Origin of the sequence: Burkholderia sp. 22PA0099 (assembly GCF_047497165.1) — a bacterium.
Lineage (GTDB): Bacteria > Pseudomonadota > Gammaproteobacteria > Burkholderiales > Burkholderiaceae > Burkholderia.
In genome coordinates, this window is the sequence record NZ_CP163165.1 from 289,468 (window position 1) to 304,588 (window position 15,121).

General features: G+C 67.5%; 13 protein-coding genes. 6 read left to right on the forward strand and 7 right to left on the reverse strand.

The features are described from left to right. Positions 1-94: 94 nt before the first annotated feature. The gene (locus AB4851_RS16550; protein ID WP_414450699.1) at positions 95-1,111 is read right to left on the reverse strand and encodes a D-2-hydroxyacid dehydrogenase family protein; all 1,017 of its coding nucleotides are present in this window, start codon (positions 1,109-1,111) and stop codon (positions 95-97) included. A 401-nt stretch (positions 1,112-1,512) separates the two neighbouring features. On the opposite strand from AB4851_RS16550, the gene AB4851_RS16555 reads away from it, so the two are divergent. Next, positions 1,513-2,565, forward strand: a complete 1,053-nt coding sequence (locus AB4851_RS16555) for a LysR family transcriptional regulator (protein ID WP_414450700.1) — start codon at positions 1,513-1,515, stop codon at positions 2,563-2,565. Positions 2,566-2,671: 106 nt separating this feature from the next. On the opposite strand, the gene AB4851_RS16560 is transcribed toward AB4851_RS16555, so the two are convergent. The 3 genes from AB4851_RS16560 to dprA all read right to left on the reverse strand — a co-directional run bounded on the left by AB4851_RS16560 (position 2,672) and on the right by dprA (position 7,221). Then, complete coding sequence (locus AB4851_RS16560) at positions 2,672-5,332, reverse strand: DNA topoisomerase III (protein ID WP_414450701.1); 2,661 nt, start codon at positions 5,330-5,332, stop codon at positions 2,672-2,674. 204 nt (positions 5,333-5,536) lie between these two features. Next, positions 5,537-5,917, reverse strand: a complete 381-nt coding sequence (locus tag AB4851_RS16565) for a thioredoxin family protein (RefSeq protein ID WP_414450702.1) — start codon at positions 5,915-5,917, stop codon at positions 5,537-5,539. Next, on the reverse strand, positions 5,905-7,221 hold the full coding sequence (dprA, locus tag AB4851_RS16570; RefSeq protein WP_414451874.1) for a DNA-processing protein DprA: 1,317 nt from the start codon (positions 7,219-7,221) through the stop codon (positions 5,905-5,907). Before dprA ends, AB4851_RS16565 begins: the two co-directional genes overlap by 13 nt. 218 nt (positions 7,222-7,439) lie before the next feature. Here dprA and def point away from each other — a divergent pair, with 218 nt between their 5' ends. From def to htpX, 4 genes are all read left to right on the forward strand, one after another. Continuing rightward, complete coding sequence (def, locus tag AB4851_RS16575; RefSeq protein ID WP_414450703.1) at positions 7,440-7,943, forward strand: peptide deformylase; 504 nt, start codon at positions 7,440-7,442, stop codon at positions 7,941-7,943. 23 nt (positions 7,944-7,966) lie between these two features. Further along, entirely contained in the window at positions 7,967-8,950 is a 984-nt protein-coding gene (gene fmt, locus AB4851_RS16580) for a methionyl-tRNA formyltransferase (RefSeq protein ID WP_414450704.1), read from the forward strand. 239 nt (positions 8,951-9,189) lie between these two features. Further along, positions 9,190-9,840 (forward strand): LysE family translocator, encoded by a 651-nt coding sequence (locus AB4851_RS16585; RefSeq protein WP_414450705.1) that lies wholly within the window; start codon positions 9,190-9,192, stop codon positions 9,838-9,840. Positions 9,841-9,982: 142 nt separating this feature from the next. Beyond that, positions 9,983-10,840: a zinc metalloprotease HtpX gene (gene htpX / locus AB4851_RS16590; RefSeq protein ID WP_414450706.1), complete on the forward strand. Its 858-nt coding sequence runs from the start codon at positions 9,983-9,985 to the stop codon at positions 10,838-10,840. Between the two features lie 60 nt (positions 10,841-10,900). Here htpX and AB4851_RS16595 read toward each other — a convergent pair whose 3' ends face one another. Together AB4851_RS16595 and AB4851_RS16600 are read right to left on the reverse strand one after the other, a co-directional pair. Further along, on the reverse strand, positions 10,901-11,032 hold the full coding sequence (locus AB4851_RS16595) for a hypothetical protein (RefSeq protein ID WP_414450707.1): 132 nt from the start codon (positions 11,030-11,032) through the stop codon (positions 10,901-10,903). Between the two features lie 293 nt (positions 11,033-11,325). Further along, positions 11,326-13,731: a glycosyl hydrolase 2 galactose-binding domain-containing protein gene (locus AB4851_RS16600; RefSeq protein ID WP_414450708.1), complete on the reverse strand. Its 2,406-nt coding sequence runs from the start codon at positions 13,729-13,731 to the stop codon at positions 11,326-11,328. Here AB4851_RS16600 and AB4851_RS16605 point away from each other — a divergent pair. Further along, on the forward strand, positions 13,639-14,190 hold the full coding sequence (locus AB4851_RS16605; protein WP_414450709.1) for a hypothetical protein: 552 nt from the start codon (positions 13,639-13,641) through the stop codon (positions 14,188-14,190). The genes AB4851_RS16600 and AB4851_RS16605 overlap by 93 nt on opposite strands. Here the strand turns inward: AB4851_RS16605 and AB4851_RS16610 are convergent. Next, entirely contained in the window at positions 14,148-15,107 is a 960-nt protein-coding gene (locus AB4851_RS16610) for a DUF1839 family protein (protein WP_414451875.1), read from the reverse strand. The genes AB4851_RS16605 and AB4851_RS16610 overlap by 43 nt on opposite strands. Between the last annotated feature and the right edge of the window lie 14 nt (positions 15,108-15,121).

Consider the following 15,121-nt stretch of genomic DNA (forward strand, 5'->3'; position numbering starts at 1 on the left):
CGCGGCACAAGCCCGTCGCTCAAGCGCCTGCACCGTCGCGTGGCGCTTCCCGAGTCACGAAGGGAAGCGCCCGCCCGCGACGATCAATCCCGCATCACCGCCGATTGCGCCCACCCACCAGCGCATCGGGATTGGCCACGCTCGACATGTCGCCCGAATCGAACGCGAGGATATTGCGGAATGCGGCGCCGAAATACAGCTCGTAGCTCTCGCGTTCGACATAGCCGATATGCGGCGTGCAGATCACGTTTTCCATGCGCAGCAGGCTGTAGCCCTGCAGGATCGGCTCGCTCTCGAACACGTCCATGGCCACCATGCCGGGTCGGTTTTGCGCGAGCGCATTGACGAGCGCACTTTCCTCCAGCAGCTCGGCGCGGCTCGTGTTGACGAGCAGCGAAGTGGGCTTCATCCGCATCAGGTCGTCCTGCTTGACGATACCGCGCGTCTCGTCGTTCAGGCGCAGGTGCAGCGTCAGGATGTCGGCTTGTTCGAAGAACGCTTCGCGGCTTTCAGCGGCGGTGTGGCCGTCGGCGCGCGCGCGTTCGAGCGAAGGCTCGCGGCCCCAGACCAGCACGTTCATGCCGAACGCCTTGCCGTAGCCGGCGATCATCTGGCCGATCTTGCCGTAACCCCAGATGCCGAGCGTCTGGCCGCGCAGCACCTGGCCGAGGCCGAAGTTGGGCGGCATCGCCGAGGTCTTGAGCCCCGACTGTTGCCAGGCGCCCTGCTTGAGGTTGGCGACGTACTGCGGAATGCGGCGCTGGGCGGCCATGATCAGCGCCCAGGTCAGTTCTGCCGGCGCGACCGGCGAACCCGTGCCTTCGAGCACGGCAATGCCGCGCTCGGTGCAGGCGTCGATGTCGATGTGGCTCGATGCCTTGCCCGTCTGGCTGATCATGCGCAGATGCGGCAGCTTCGACAGCAGTTGCGAGGTGACGTGAGTGCGCTCGCGGATCAGGACGAGCGCTTCGACCTCGGTGAGCCGGCTGGCGAGCTGGCCGAGGCCGCGCACCGTGTTGTTGAAGACCTTGACCTCGTGGTCGGCGAGCAACTCGAAACAATTGAGCTTGCGGACGGCGTCCTGATAGTCGTCGAGGATGGCTATTTTCATGGAGTAGTCGAGAACGGCACGGAAAGCGGGATGCGCCGGGCACCGCCATGGCTGTGTGGCAGGCCGGCGGCCCGAACGGGGGCGGGCCGTCATGATCTTATGACGCGCGCCGGCCAGGTGTATCTCTTTTTAACAGCTTGTTACGGGGCGGCGGTGCGGCGACGCCCCGGATAGGGCGCGCGCGACTGTTGACTTGGACGCGCGAATCGGCTTGTTCGCGGTGAATTGTTTCCGGAATCAGAATAATTAGATGAATCTCAATGTAAGGTGCCCCTTAATCGAACATTTTTTGTCGAAATCCCGCACTCCGATGGCAACTCTGCACCAAATTCGCTGTCGTAGGAGAATTACGCATTTGCTACACAATTTTGAAGCTGTAAAGCACAGCGGCGGGAGTGGTTATGGATCATCTGCAGTCGATGCGAGTGTTCGTCAAGGTAGCGGATCTGGGCAGCTTCGCGCGAGCGGCCAGCGCGATGGATATCTCGAATGCCGTGGCCACGCGCCACGTTGCCGATCTGGAGGGGCGGCTCGGCACCCGTCTGTTGAACCGGACGACGCGCAGCCTTTCCCTGACCGAATCCGGCCAGGTCTATCTCGAACGCGCCCGCCAGATTCTCGATGAGCTGGAAGACGTCGAGCAGATGGTCGTGGCGCGCAACCACGAGCCGGTCGGCACGCTGCGCATCGTCGCGCCGGTGGTGTTCGGGCTGCACAACCTCGCGCCGGTGCTGCAAAGCTACACCCAGCGCTATCCGAAGGTGATCCCCGATCTCACGCTGGTCGACCGGCAGGTCGATCTGGTCGAGGAAGGTTTCGATGTCGGGGTGGTGATCGCGCGGCAGATGCGCAGCGCGAGCATCGTCACACGGCGCCTCACCACCGGCTGCATGACGGTGTGCGCGACGCCGGCCTATCTGGAAAAGCACGGCACGCCGACGCATCCCGAGCACCTGATGGAACACCCGTCGCTGAGTCTGCCCGCCGAATACTGGGGCGATGAGCGCGTGTTCACGGGGCCGGACGGCGAAGTGCGCGTGCGGCCGACCAACGTGATCGTCGCGAACAACACCGAAATGCTGCGCCAGTTCGCGCTGCTCGGCATGGGCGTGGCGATGCTGCCCAGCTACCTGATCGGTGGCGACACGGCGCGCGGCAAGCTGGTGCGCCTGCTGCCCGACTATCGCCTGCCGCAGATCGAAATCAACGTCGCCTACCCGAGCCGCCGCCACCTGCCGGCCAAGGTTCGCACCTTCATCGACCACCTCGTCGAGCACTTCAGCCAGATGCCGGACACCGCGCTGGGGGAGCAATGGGGCGTCAATAGCGGCTTGCAGCCGCCGTCGGAGGGTGCGCCTGCGCCGCAAGGCCTGCAACGCTCGCCGGCCGGCCCGTCGATGCCGGCGCCGTTGCCGAAGAGCCGTCCGCGCACTACTGCGCCGTCGCCGCTCTGATTTCGAGGCGCAGCAGATAAAAAGCGCGCTGTCCGTCAGGACAGCGCGCTTTTTTCATTCGGGCGCCGCCGCCCGCCCGGGTGGGCGAGACGGCGGCGCTACCGCATCACGACGACGCGGTCTTGCGAGCCGGCGCCTTCTTCGCGGCGACCTTCTTGGCCGCGGGTGCCTTCTTCGCTGCCGGCGCTTTCTTGGCGGCAACCTTCTTGGCCGGTGCGGCAACGGCGGCCGTATCGTCACCGTCCTCGTTCGCGGCGGCGGCCGAGGACGTCTTGGCTGCGGCCTTCTTCGCGGCGGCGCCCGGCTTCGGCTCCTTCTTCTCGAACTCGAAGCCGATCTTGCCGTCCGGCTGCTTGACGAGGAACGCCTTGAAGTTGCGGCCCGTGCGCGACGACTTGAAGTTCGGCAGCAGATCGGTGCGGCCGTCGGTCAGCAGCTTGGCCATCTGCTCGCGCGCGATTTCCTGTTGCAGGATCACCTTGCCCGAACGGAAGTCGCAGGTTTTCGGATTGGCGACCGAGTTCTCGCAGATGAAGCTCATGCCGTGCTCGAACACGCGGCCTCCACACTTCGGGCAGGCGCCCACCGGCTCCTGCGCCGAGAAATCGGGCGCTTCGCCATCCTCGCCGCCCTGATCCTGGCCGAAATCGAACTCGAGCTTGTAGTTCTTCGTGTCTTCGTCGAACGACAGCTTGAGAATGGCCGAGAACGGCCGGCCCATCTTGCTGCGGAAGCCCGACAGCGGCCCGATCGTCTTCTTCTGGAGCAATTCCTCGACTTCGGGGATTTCGAACTGGCGGCTGCCCGGGATCTTCGAGATCGAGAATTCGCACTGCGTGCAGGCGAAGCGGCGATAGTTTTCCTTCACCTGGCCGCCGCAATTCGGGCACGGCGTTTCCAGCGTCGCGTAGTCGCCGGGGATCGTGTCCGAATCGTATTCCTTGGCGCGCTTGACGATGGTTTGCGTCATGCGGGCGATTTCCTGCATGAACGCATCGCGCGGCAGGTTGCCGCGTTCCATCTGCGAGAGCTTGTATTCCCACTCGCCGGTCAGTTCCGGTGCGGTCAGTTCCTTCACGCCGAGCCCGCGCAGCAGCGTGGTCAGCTGGAACGCCTTGGCGGTCGGGATCAGTTCGCGGCCTTCGCGCACGAGGTACTTTTCACCGAGCAGGCCTTCGATGATCGCCGCGCGCGTGGCCGGCGTGCCGAGGCCCTTGTTGGCCATCGCCTCGCGCAGCTCGTCGTCGCCGACCAGCTTGCCCGCGCCTTCCATGGCCGACAGCAGCGTGGCTTCCGAGTAGCGTGCGGGCGGCTTGGTCACGAGCGCGTGCGGCGCGATCTTGTCGGTCTTGACCTTCTCGTCCTTCTGCACCGGCACGAGGTTGGCGTCGGCGCCTTCGGCGTCGCGGCCATAGACCTGCAGCCAGCCCGGTTCGACCAGCACCTTGCCTTCGGTCTTGAAGTGATGGCCGGCCACTTCGGTGATGCGGGTGGTGATCTTGTACTCGGCCGCCGGGAAGAACACGGCGAGGAAGCGCTTGACCACCAGGTCGTAGAGCTTCTGCTCCGGCTCGGACAACGCCTTCGGCGCCAGCAGGGTCGGGATGATGGCGAAGTGATCGCTGATCTTCGAGTTGTCGAAGATCCGCTTGTTCGGCTTGACCCAGCCCTTGTCGAGCACCTGCTTGGCGTGCGGCAGGTAGTTGTTGCTTTCCTTCAGCATCTCGAGCGTCTGGCTCACGGTGTCGAGGTAATCCTCCGGCAGCGCGCGCGCGTCGGTACGCGGGTAGGTCAGCACCTTGTGCTTTTCATACAGCGCCTGCGCCAGGCCGAGCGTGTTCTTGGCCGAGAAGCCGAACCGGCTGTTGGCCTCGCGCTGCAGGCTGGTCAGGTCGTACAGCAGCGGCGAGAGCTGCGTGGACGGCTTCGATTCCTCGTTGACCGAACCGATCTGCCCACGGCAGGCAGCCACGATGGTGTCGGCGGCCGGCAGGCTCCAGAGGCGCGAATCGCGCTTCTCGGGATCGTGCTCGTCGCGCTTGAACTTCGGGTCGTACCAGCGGCCTTCGTAGAAGCCCCCGGCGCAGACGAATTCGGCGCGCACTTCCCAGTAATCGCGCGACACGAATTGACGGATCTTCTCCTCGCGCTCGACGACGATCGACAGCGTGGGCGTCTGCACCCGGCCGACGGTGGTCAGGAAGAAGCCGCCGCCCTTGCTGTTGAACGCGGTCATGGCCCGCGTGCCGTTGATGCCGACCAGCCAATCCGCTTCGGAACGGCAGCGCGCCGCATCGGCGAGCGGTTGCATGTCTTCGTCGGAGCGCAGCTTGACGAAGCCGTCTCGGATCGCCGCCGGCGTCATCGACTGGAGCCAGAGGCGCTGGACCGGCTGCTTGGCTTTCGCGTGCTGCGCGATCAGGCGGAAAATCAGCTCGCCCTCGCGCCCCGCGTCGCATGCGTTGATGAGACGGTCGATGTCCTTGCGCTTGATCAGCTTGGTCAGCACCTTCAACCGCGATTCGCTCTTGGCGATCGGATTCAGGTCGAAATGCGGCGGAATGACGGGCAGATGCGCGAAGCTCCACTTGCCTCGCTTGACCTCGTATTCCTCGGGCGCGGCGATTTCGAGCAGGTGGCCGACCGCGGACGACAGGACGAAGTCGTCGTTTTCGAAATATTCGTCATGCTTGGTAAAGCCGCCCAGGGCGCGCGCGATGTCGTTCGCGACAGAGGGCTTTTCCGCAATGATCAGTGCTTTGGACATGACTCGAGTGGGTTGGAGAGACCGGATGGGCCGAATGACGGCCCTTTTACGTCGGCTTTATAGCACACGGCGCAGGGTCGACACCCGGCTCGTGTCAAAAGCGGGTCATCATAAGTGGGGGCCGATACACCCGCAAGCCCGCCGAAATGCCAGGCGGGGCGGGCATCGACGGCCGATGTCGGCCGCCGGACGAAAATTTCGGGGTCAGACGGCAACGTCGAGCAGATTGCGCAATTTCGGCGCGTGGGCGACACCGGGGATCGCCGTCAGGTCGGTCAGCATCCGTTCCACGATACCGCCATGCGGCAACACCGTGCCGAAAAAGCGCACGGCGTTCGCATCCTCGATCAGCAGGGTCGGGAAGTTCTCGACGTCGAAATCGTCGAGGCGATCGGCGTGCGTCTCGATGTCGATCCAGACGAAACAGGCTTCGGGATGGGCGGCGGCGAGCCGCTCGAACACCGCGTCGTAATCGCGGCAGGTGCCGCACCATTCGGCGCACAGGCAGGCGACGAGCAGCGCATCGGGGTTGCGGAGGCGCTCGGCGATCCGATCGGCGTCGGTGTCGAGATTCAGCGCGGGCATTGCGGTTCCTTGCTCGGTGACGATGGCGCGGACTGCGCCCTGTCGCCGGAATGTAGCACGGGGCGGGCAACCGGCGCGGCGGCTGCATCGGCGGCGGCTGGCGCGTCGAGGCGCTGGACACGGTCGCCGGGCAGGCTGGCCACGCGACCGGCCAGTTCGAGCTGCAACAGCAGGTGCGGCAGGCGGCTTGCGCTGACGCCGGAGCGCGCCGCAAGCAGATCGGCCGGTACGGGGCCGTGGCCGAGCGCCTCGAGTATGGCGAGCGCGGCGGCTGGCAGCGGTTCGGGCGGACGTGCGGCGGCCGAGCGGTTCGGCGGCCCCGACGCGTCGGGCTCGGGCGTCGCCCCGGCAGAGCGCCGTGCACGCCGAGGCGGTTTCAACTCGCGGGGCGGCGCCGCGGCGTCGCCTGCCGCCTCGATGCCAAACTCTTCGAGCACGTCGGCCGGCGTTTCGACGAGCTTCGCGCCGTCGCGGATCAGCGCATGGCAACCGCGCGCGAGCGGCGCGTGGATCGAGCCGGGGATCGCGAACACGTCGCGCCCCATTTCATTGGCCACGCGCGCCGTGATCAACGAGCCCGAGCGCGGCGCGGCTTCCACCACCAGCACGCCGTCGCACAGCGCGGCGATCAGCCGGTTGCGCTGCGGGAAGTTCGCGGCGCGCGCCGGCGTGCCGAGCGGCCATTCGGACAGCAGCGCGCCGTGTCCGACGATCTCGTGCGCCAATGCATGATGCGCGGCCGGATAGACGCGATCGAGCCCCGTGCCGACCACCGCGACGGTGCCGGCCGCGCCGCCGAGCGCGCCGCGATGCGCGGCGGCATCGATGCCGCGCGCCAGGCCCGACACGACGACCAGCCCGGCATCGGCCAGCGAGCGCGCGAAGTGGACCGCATCGATGCGCCCCTGCGCCGTGCCGAGCCGGCTGCCGACGATGGCCACGCCGCGCCGGTGCAAGTGCGCGGGATCGCCCTTTACATATAGCAGCGGCGGCGGATCGTAGAGCGTGGCGAGCCGGGGCGGATAGGCCGGATCGTGGCGCGTGATCACGTGGCCGCCCGAGCGGGACAGCCAGTCGAGCACGGCGTCGAGTGCGTCGTCGGGCTGGCGGCGCGGCGCCAGCACCGCCTGCGCGGCGGCCTCGCCGGCAATCGCCGCCAGCGCGGCATGATCGGCGCCGAACAGCGCATCGATCGAATCGAACGCGCGCAGCAACGCCTCGCCGGCGGCGGTCGTCAGGCCGGGCGCGGAGGCCAGATGCAGCCACACGCCAAGCGTTTGGCGGTTGGGCGGCGCGGGGTTCATGGCCGCCGCCCGAGCCACGGCCAGCGATGCGCAGGCCGCCATGTTAAAATTTTCGCCATCCGAAATAAACAGAGCGATCGCGCGCACCCGCCCGCGGCGTTGGGCTGCGCGAGGCATTCCGCGCGACTCGGAGCCTCATCTTCCGGGTATCGCGACGGGCCGGCCAGTCGGCCGAATGGCCGAGCCGCCCGCCCCAACCGCTTTTCGAAACGAACATCATGGCGCTTCTGAACATCCTGCATTACCCCGACAAACGGCTGCACAAGGTGGCCAAGCCGGTCGCGGAGGTCAACGACCGCATCCGCCGGCTCGTCGACGACATGGCCGAAACCATGTACGACGCACCGGGCATCGGCCTCGCGGCCACCCAGGTCGACGTGCACGAGCGCGTGATCGTGATGGACACCTCGGAAGACAAGAACGCACTGCAGGTCTTCATCAATCCCGAGATCGTCTGGTCGAGCGACGACAAGCAGGTCTACGAGGAAGGCTGCCTGTCGGTGCCGGGTGTCTACGACGAAGTGGAGCGGCCCGATCACGTGCGCGTGCGGGCGCTCGACCGCGACGGCAACGCGTTCGAGCTCGAATGCGAGGGCTTGCTGGCGGTCTGCATTCAGCACGAGATGGATCACCTGCTGGGCCGCGTGTTCGTGCAGTATCTGTCGCCGCTCAAGCAGAACCGCATCAAGTCGAAGATGAAGAAACTCGAACGCGAGATGTGACGCGCGTGACCGACCGATCCCCCATGACTCATTCGTTGCGCGTCGTCTTCGCCGGCACGCCGGAATTCGCTGCTTCGGCGCTGGCCGCGATCCACGAGGCCGGCTTCCCGGTGCCGCTGGTGCTGACCCAACCCGACCGCCCGGCCGGCCGCGGCATGAAGCTGCAAGCCAGTGCGGTCAAGCGCTATGCGCTCGATCACGGCCTGCCCGTCGCGCAGCCGCCGTCGCTGCGCCGCAACGGCAAGTTCCCGGCCGAGGCTGCCACCGCCGTCGACACGCTGAACGCCACGCCGCACGACGTGATGGTGGTCGCCGCCTACGGCCTGCTGCTGCCGCAGGAGGTGCTCGATATACCGCGCCACGGCTGCATCAACATCCACGCATCGTTGCTGCCGCGCTGGCGCGGCGCCGCGCCCATTCATCGCGCGATCGAAGCGGGCGACGCCGAAACCGGCGTCACGCTGATGCAGATGGATGCCGGGCTCGATACCGGCGCGATGCTGTCCGAAGCGCGCACGGCGATCGCCGCCGGCGACACCACGGCCTCCCTGCACGACACGCTCGCGGCGCTCGGCGCGAAGCTGATCGTTGAAGCGCTCGTGCAGCTCGAACGCGACGGCGCGCTCGCGTCGACGCCGCAGCCGGCCGACGGCATCACGTATGCCGAGAAGATCGGCAAGCACGAGGCCGCGCTCGACTGGCGTGAGCCGGCCGGCACGCTGGCGCGGCGGATTCGCGCGTTCGACCCGTTTCCGGGCGGCGCGGGCACGCTCGACGGCACCGTGCTCAAGCTGTGGGCGGCCGAGGCCGTCGAAGCACATGGCGCGGCCGAGCCGGGCACGATCGTCGAAGCGGGCGCCGACGGCGTCGTGATCGCCTGCGGCAGCGGCGCGTTGCGCGTCACGCAGTGGCAGAAGCCGGGCGGCAAGCGCCTGCCCGCACGCGAGTTCCTGGCCGGCGCGCCGCTTACGGCCGGACAGCGTTTCGCGCTGCCCGAGGCGGGTTGAGCCGCCGCATCGAGCGCGCGGGCGGCGGCAGCGTGGCGTCTCAGGATTGAGACAGCACGCGTATCACGCCGTTTTTCCCGTTTCGGTACGGTTTCGCACCGTTTTTTCGATGTTTTTCGTGGTTTGCCGATCGATCGGAAGCGATCGCCGTTCAGGCGATGCGGCGTTTCAAACCTGCGCTGCCGTTCCTGCGACGCGCGTAGAATGATTCACCCACGTTCGCTGTCTCGATTCTCCCCATGCTCGGCATCACTCATTTCGGCGTGTTCCTGCTCGCCGCGTTCCTGTTGAACATCACGCCCGGCCCCGATACGGCCTATATCGTCGGGCGCAGCGTCGCGCAGGGCCGTGGCGCGGGCATCGTCTCGGCGCTCGGGATCGGTACGGGCTGCCTGGTCCACACGCTGGCCTGCGCGTTCGGGCTGACCGCGTTGATCGCCGCTTCGCCGATGGCGTTTACGGCGGTCAAGTACGCGGGCGCGGCCTATCTGATCTATCTCGGCGTCAAGCTGCTGCTGGCCCGGCCGGAAGCACCCACGGCGCAGTCCGCAGCCGAAGCGCCCGCCGCCGCGCCGGCTCGCTCGTTGCGCCAGCTTTACGTGCAGGGCGTCGCCACCAACGTGCTCAATCCGAAGGTGGTGCTGTTCTTCATCTCGTTCTTCCCGCAATTCGTTGCCGCCGACAGCGCGCACAAGACGCTCGCGTTTCTCGCGCTCGGCGGCGTGTTCTCGTTGCAGGGCCTGATCTGGAGCGTGGTCGTGGCGTGGGTGGCCGGCAGCGTCACGCGCCGGCTGGCCGGCAATTCGGCCGTGAAGGTGTGGCTCGATCGCGTGGTGGGCAGCGCGTTCGTCGGCCTCGGCCTGCGGCTCGCGGTGGCGACCCAGCGCTGATGCATCACGGCGCGTGCTGATGCGCGCCGTCGTTGCGGGGATTGAATTTTTCCGGCGCGTCCCTATCTAACGAATCGCTTACAATCGTCCGGCGGCACATTTTGAGATGCCGTGGGACAGGATTTCGGTCAAGGAGTCGACTATGTTCAATTGGGTCAAGACGGCAATGCTGATGGCCGCGATCACGGCCCTGTTCATCGCGATCGGCGGCGCGATCGGCGGGTCGCGCGGGATGGTGATCGCGTTGCTGTTCGCGTTGGGCATGAATTTCTTTTCGTACTGGTTCTCGGACAAGATGGTCCTGCGCATGTACAACGCGCAGGAAGTGGACGAAACCAGCGCGCCGCAGTTCTACCGCATGGTGCGCGAACTGGCCACGCGCGCGAACCTGCCGATGCCGCGCGTCTACCTGATCGACGAAGCCGCGCCGAACGCGTTCGCCACCGGCCGCAATCCCGAACATGCGGCCGTGGCGGCCACCACCGGCATCCTGCGGGTGCTGTCCGAGCGCGAAATGCGCGGCGTGATGGCGCACGAGCTGGCGCACGTCAAGCATCGCGACATCCTGATCTCGACGATCTCGGCCACCATGGCCGGCGCGATCTCGGCGATCGCGAACTTCGCGATGTTCTTCGGCGGCCGCGACGAAAACGGCCGTTCGACCAACCCGATCGCCGGCATTGCGGTGGCGCTGCTAGCGCCGATCGCCGGTGCGCTGATCCAGATGGCGATTTCGCGCGCGCGCGAATTCGAGGCCGATCGTGGCGGCGCGCAAATTTCGGGCGATCCGCAGGCGCTGGCCACGGCGCTCGACAAGATCCACCGCTACGCCTCGGGCATTCCGTTCCAGACGGCGGAGGCGCACCCGGCCACGGCGCAGATGATGATCATGAACCCGCTGGCCGGCGGTTCGATCGCCAACCTGTTCAGCACCCACCCGGCCACCGAGGAGCGCGTCGCGCGCCTGATGGAAATGGCGCGCACCGGGCGCTTCGACTGAAGTCGAATTCGGCCTGAACCACGGGGCGGCCCGCCATCGCGCGGCCGCCCCGTTTTGCGTTCAGTGGCCGAGCGAGAACGTGCCTTCGGCGTCGGGATGATCCTGCGCGTAGGCCTTCGCTTCGTCGGAGACGGCGAGGAAGTACGTCAGCACCGCCGACAGCACGTACATGCCGGAGAAGATCCAGATCACGCCCTCGACGAAACAGCGTCACCACCAGCGGCCCCAGCCACACGCTGATGCCCGCGCCCAAACCCAGGATCGACAGCGCTGCCCCCTTCTCCTTCGGGCACAGTTGCGGCACGAGCCCCGACAGCGGCACGAAGCACGCGAGCGTCGCGCCGTACAGCACGCCGAACAGCGAGATCATCGCGAAATCGCCCTTGAACAGCAGCGGCATGTAGACCATCAGCGGCACGGTGATCGCCGAGCCCACGCCGCCCGCAAAGCCGATCCAAAAATACGGCGCATCGCGCGCGACGCGCTCAATCGTAGAAAACCGGCGCGTACGCGTTGATCGCGCGAATCTCGCCGGCCGGCTTCGGCAGCGCATCGATATCGATGCTGCCGGGATGTCGCGGCACCAGCGGCACCACCACCGGCTCGCGCGGCGCGAGATGAAACCCGTCGCGCACGGCGCGATAGTGACGGTCCGCCACCTGCACGAAGCGCGCGAAACGTTGCGCTTCGATGCGCAACTGCCAACCGTCGGCGGACCGTTCCAGCGCCACCGTCAGCCCGAGATCGTGACGCTCGCGGGCCGAGCGGTCGGGCAGATGAAACGCCTCGGCGAGCAGCGCGCCGGTGTCGCGCGCGCGCAGGCTGGCGAGGGTCACGTCGTGCGCGCGCGGGCCGAACCGGTAGGCGTGCGTGAAATCGAAGAACTGCCCGAGGCACTGCGCGGCCGACACGCGCTGCGTGCTGCGCGCGGGCAGGTCGATCTCGCATTGCGCCGACGCTACCGTCACCGCGCCGTCGCGCAGGCACACCAGATCGAGACGCGCGGCGATCGGTTCGGCGCGCTCGTTGATCAGATGCAGATCGAGCCCGTTCAGGCCTTCGTCGGTGATCGCGAGCTGCACCGGCTGCCACGCCTGCGCAAGCCCGTGGTAGGCGCTTTTCGGTGCGCCGTGCGCATCGATCACGCCCCATCCCGCGCCGACACGCAGGTCCTGCCATTGCCACACGATGCCGCCGCCGCACGCCGAACCGGCGCGCCGCCACTCGGCGAACACCTCGCGCATGACGTCGGCCACCACCGCGCGCGACAGATCCAGATAGCGCGGTGAATCCTCGTAGCGCAGGCGCGCGGGATCGACGTCGTAGAGCGTGCGCAGATAGTGGTCGCGCACGTCGTCGAAATCCCAGCCCGCGCCGGGGTCGCGCGGCACGGCGCGTTTCCAGCGCGGGTCGTGCGCCTGATGCGTGCCGAGCGCGTCGAGCGCCACGTCGTCGGGCACGTTCGCGAATGCAAGGCATTCGCCGGCGAAGCGCACATTGGCGCGTCGCGCGTCGTCGAGCGGGCGCAGATAGGCGCCCACGCCGTAGTAATGCGTGATGCCTTCGTCGGTCGAGAACGGCCATGCGCCGCCCGACGGCGAGTTCGTCACGTAGACGGTATCGCCGCGTTCGCGCGCGGCGATACCGGCCAGTTGCGACGTGAACAGCGCCTGCATGCGCAGGGCTTCGGGCAGGCCGAACATCGCCGCCTGCTGATCGACCTCGCTGCCGCCGCACAGCACGGCCAGCGACGCGAAGCGGCGCGTGCGAGCGAGGAACTGCGTGGCCTCGCGCTCGACCGAGGCGACGAACGCGGCATCGGCCGGATAGTCGAAATTGGCGAACGCGAAGTCATGCCAGATCAGCACGCCGGTGCGGTCCGCGATCTCGAAGAACGCGTCGGACTCGTACAGCATGGTGCCGCCTACGCGCAGCAGATTGAGGCCGGCGTCGCGCGCCAGCGCGAAGCTGCGCGCGAGCGTGTGCGGCTTGCCCGTCAGCGTGACGAGATCGGCGCTGGTCCAGCATGCGCCGCGACAGAACACCGGCACGCCGTTCACGCGCAGCGTGAAGCCCCGGCCGTCGGCGCCGCGATCGACGTCGATGCTGCGAAAGCCGACCTCGCCAAGTGCATGCGTGTGTGGCGCTGCGTCGCCGCGTGTGCTCAGTTCTAGCGTCAGCGCGTGCAGCGCGGGCGTGCCGTGGGTATGCGGCCACCATTTCTCGACGCGTGCGATGCGCAGTTCGCCGTGCGCGTGGCTGGCGTCGTCCCAGCTCAGATCGGTGAGGCGATCGCCGCAGCGCAGGCGGGCGCGCAAGGTGTGCTTCGCCCGCGTATCGAGAAAGCGGATCGCGACCGACACGATGCCGTCGTCGCCGTCGAGGCGCGTCGTGCAATCGACGTGCTCGATCGCGTCCGGTGTGGTGGCCAGCAGCTCCACCGCGCGCCACGGCCCTGCCGCCTGCACGGTCGGGCACCAGCCCGGCATGTGGCCGAGCAGCGTGGTGCGCACTGCGCGCAGGCTCGACGGCGACGCGAGGCGCGGCCGCCAGCGCGCGCGTCCGCGCTTCGCGGCCAGCGCGCCCGCCAGCGAACGGAAGCACAGCGTCAGCACGCTCGCCGCATGCAGGCTTACGTCGAGATCGTGCGCGACGAACATCGAATCGCTGTCGAGTTGCTTCGTATCGTCGAGCCAGACCTCGGCGATCGTCGCGAGGCCGTGCAGGCGCAGCCGTCGCGTGCCGTCGCCGGGCAGCGCGACGCGGAACCAGTGATCGTCGTAGGCGAAGGCCGGGGCGTGCTCGATGTCGAGCCGCCCGGCCGCCCGCCACGCGCCGGCCACCGTGCCGGGCACGGCGGCGGCGAGCCAGTCGCCGTCGGCGGGCAGCATCGACGGCGCGGCGAACGCGCCGGCCGGCGTCGACAGGCAACGCCAGCCGGTATCGATCCGCACGGGCCAGGGCGAGGCGCTGTCGGTATCGGCATTGGCATCACCCCCGACATCGCCCTTGCCCTCGGCGTCGACATCACCATCGCCATCGGCCGCGACATCGACATCGGCATCGGCATCGACATCGACATCGACATCGACATCGACATCGACATCGACATCGACATCGACATCGACATCGACATCGACATCGGCATCGACATCGGCATCGACGTCGACGTCATCCTCGGCACCGGCACCGGCACCGGCCGCGACATCACCCCCGCCCTCACCACCTCGCGAAAGCGACATCGACGCCTCGATCGTTTCGATATCGGTCAGCCTGATCCGCACGGCGTCTCCTGGCAGGCGCGCCGTCACTGCACGAGGGCGGCGAGCGGCGGCAGCGTGTTGTCGTAGGCGTGTTCGAGGTGGTCGAAACAGTCCTCGCAGAGATCGCGCCGCTTGCGGGCGATGGCGCGCATCAGGCGGAACTGCATGACCATCGCCTCGGACGCGATGGCCTGCGCCGCAGCCGGAATCGAGCCGGGAATATCGAAGCCCTGGTCGGACAGCCAGGTCAGGTACTTCGACAGGAACTCGAAGTTCGCGCCGAGCTGCCGCATCAGGTTGAACGTGTACGGATGGAAATACGTCTCGCCGCGTTCGAGCAGCGTGTCGAGATGCGCCGGGAACGCCGCGCGCCAGCGCGCGATCGGGTTGACGGCCGGTCGCCGTTCCAGGTGCATGGCCAGCAGCGCCGCCGATTCCTCGGCAAGCTGGCCGCCCGCGAGCGGGCTGCGCGTCTGCTTGGCGAACTCGACGTACGGGAACAGCAGATCGTCCCGGCCGGCGAATTGCGGCAGCTTGCGGAACACGCCGTCGTAATCGTCGCCTTCCACGAGGTGATAGCCGGTGTTGTGGAAATAGCCGCAGCGCCGCGTGGCCGGATCGATGAAATCCACGCCGATGGTGGTTTTCGGATGGGTGCGCCGGTACGAGGTGGCGCGCGTGTCGGGCAGGTAGAAGCCGTCCACCTCGGCGAGCACGGTGTTGCCGCGCTGCGTCTGCGCGAGCACGTGGGCCTCGATCGAATCGTAGATCGCCAGCTCCTGCACCTGGGTGCCGTACAGGCGCTCGATGTCCTCCAGCGGAAACTTGAAGAACGTGAACTGGTCGCCCTCGAAATCCTGCGTGACGGTGAACGCGAGCGCCGCGCGCGGGTCGAGCCCGAAGCCGTGCAGCAACTCGATCCACAAGTCGACGTAGCAATTGGTTTCCTGCCAGACGCGCTCGCCCTGATGCAGCGCGTGCGAGGCGTGCCGGCGCAGCGGCATGGCCGCGCCGGCCG

What these genes read in the sequence shown, in the direction of transcription:
- AB4851_RS16550 (WP_414450699.1), bottom strand. Translation starts at nt 1,111, where the DNA reads ATGAAAATAGCCATCCTCGACGACTATCAGGACGCCGTCCGCAAGCTC.
- AB4851_RS16555 (WP_414450700.1), top strand. Translation starts at nt 1,513, where the DNA reads ATGGATCATCTGCAGTCGATGCGAGTGTTCGTCAAGGTAGCGGATCTG.
- AB4851_RS16560 (WP_414450701.1), bottom strand. Translation starts at nt 5,332, where the DNA reads ATGTCCAAAGCACTGATCATTGCGGAAAAGCCCTCTGTCGCGAACGAC.
- AB4851_RS16565 (WP_414450702.1), bottom strand. Translation starts at nt 5,917, where the DNA reads ATGCCCGCGCTGAATCTCGACACCGACGCCGATCGGATCGCCGAGCGC.
- dprA (WP_414451874.1), bottom strand. Translation starts at nt 7,221, where the DNA reads ATGAACCCCGCGCCGCCCAACCGCCAAACGCTTGGCGTGTGGCTGCAT.
- def (WP_414450703.1), top strand. Translation starts at nt 7,440, where the DNA reads ATGGCGCTTCTGAACATCCTGCATTACCCCGACAAACGGCTGCACAAG.
- fmt (WP_414450704.1), top strand. Translation starts at nt 7,967, where the DNA reads ATGACTCATTCGTTGCGCGTCGTCTTCGCCGGCACGCCGGAATTCGCT.
- AB4851_RS16585 (WP_414450705.1), top strand. Translation starts at nt 9,190, where the DNA reads ATGCTCGGCATCACTCATTTCGGCGTGTTCCTGCTCGCCGCGTTCCTG.
- htpX (WP_414450706.1), top strand. Translation starts at nt 9,983, where the DNA reads ATGTTCAATTGGGTCAAGACGGCAATGCTGATGGCCGCGATCACGGCC.
- AB4851_RS16600 (WP_414450708.1), bottom strand. Translation starts at nt 13,731, where the DNA reads ATGCTGCCCGCCGACGGCGACTGGCTCGCCGCCGCCGTGCCCGGCACG.
- AB4851_RS16610 (WP_414451875.1), bottom strand. Translation starts at nt 15,107, where the DNA reads ATGCCGCTGCGCCGGCACGCCTCGCACGCGCTGCATCAGGGCGAGCGC.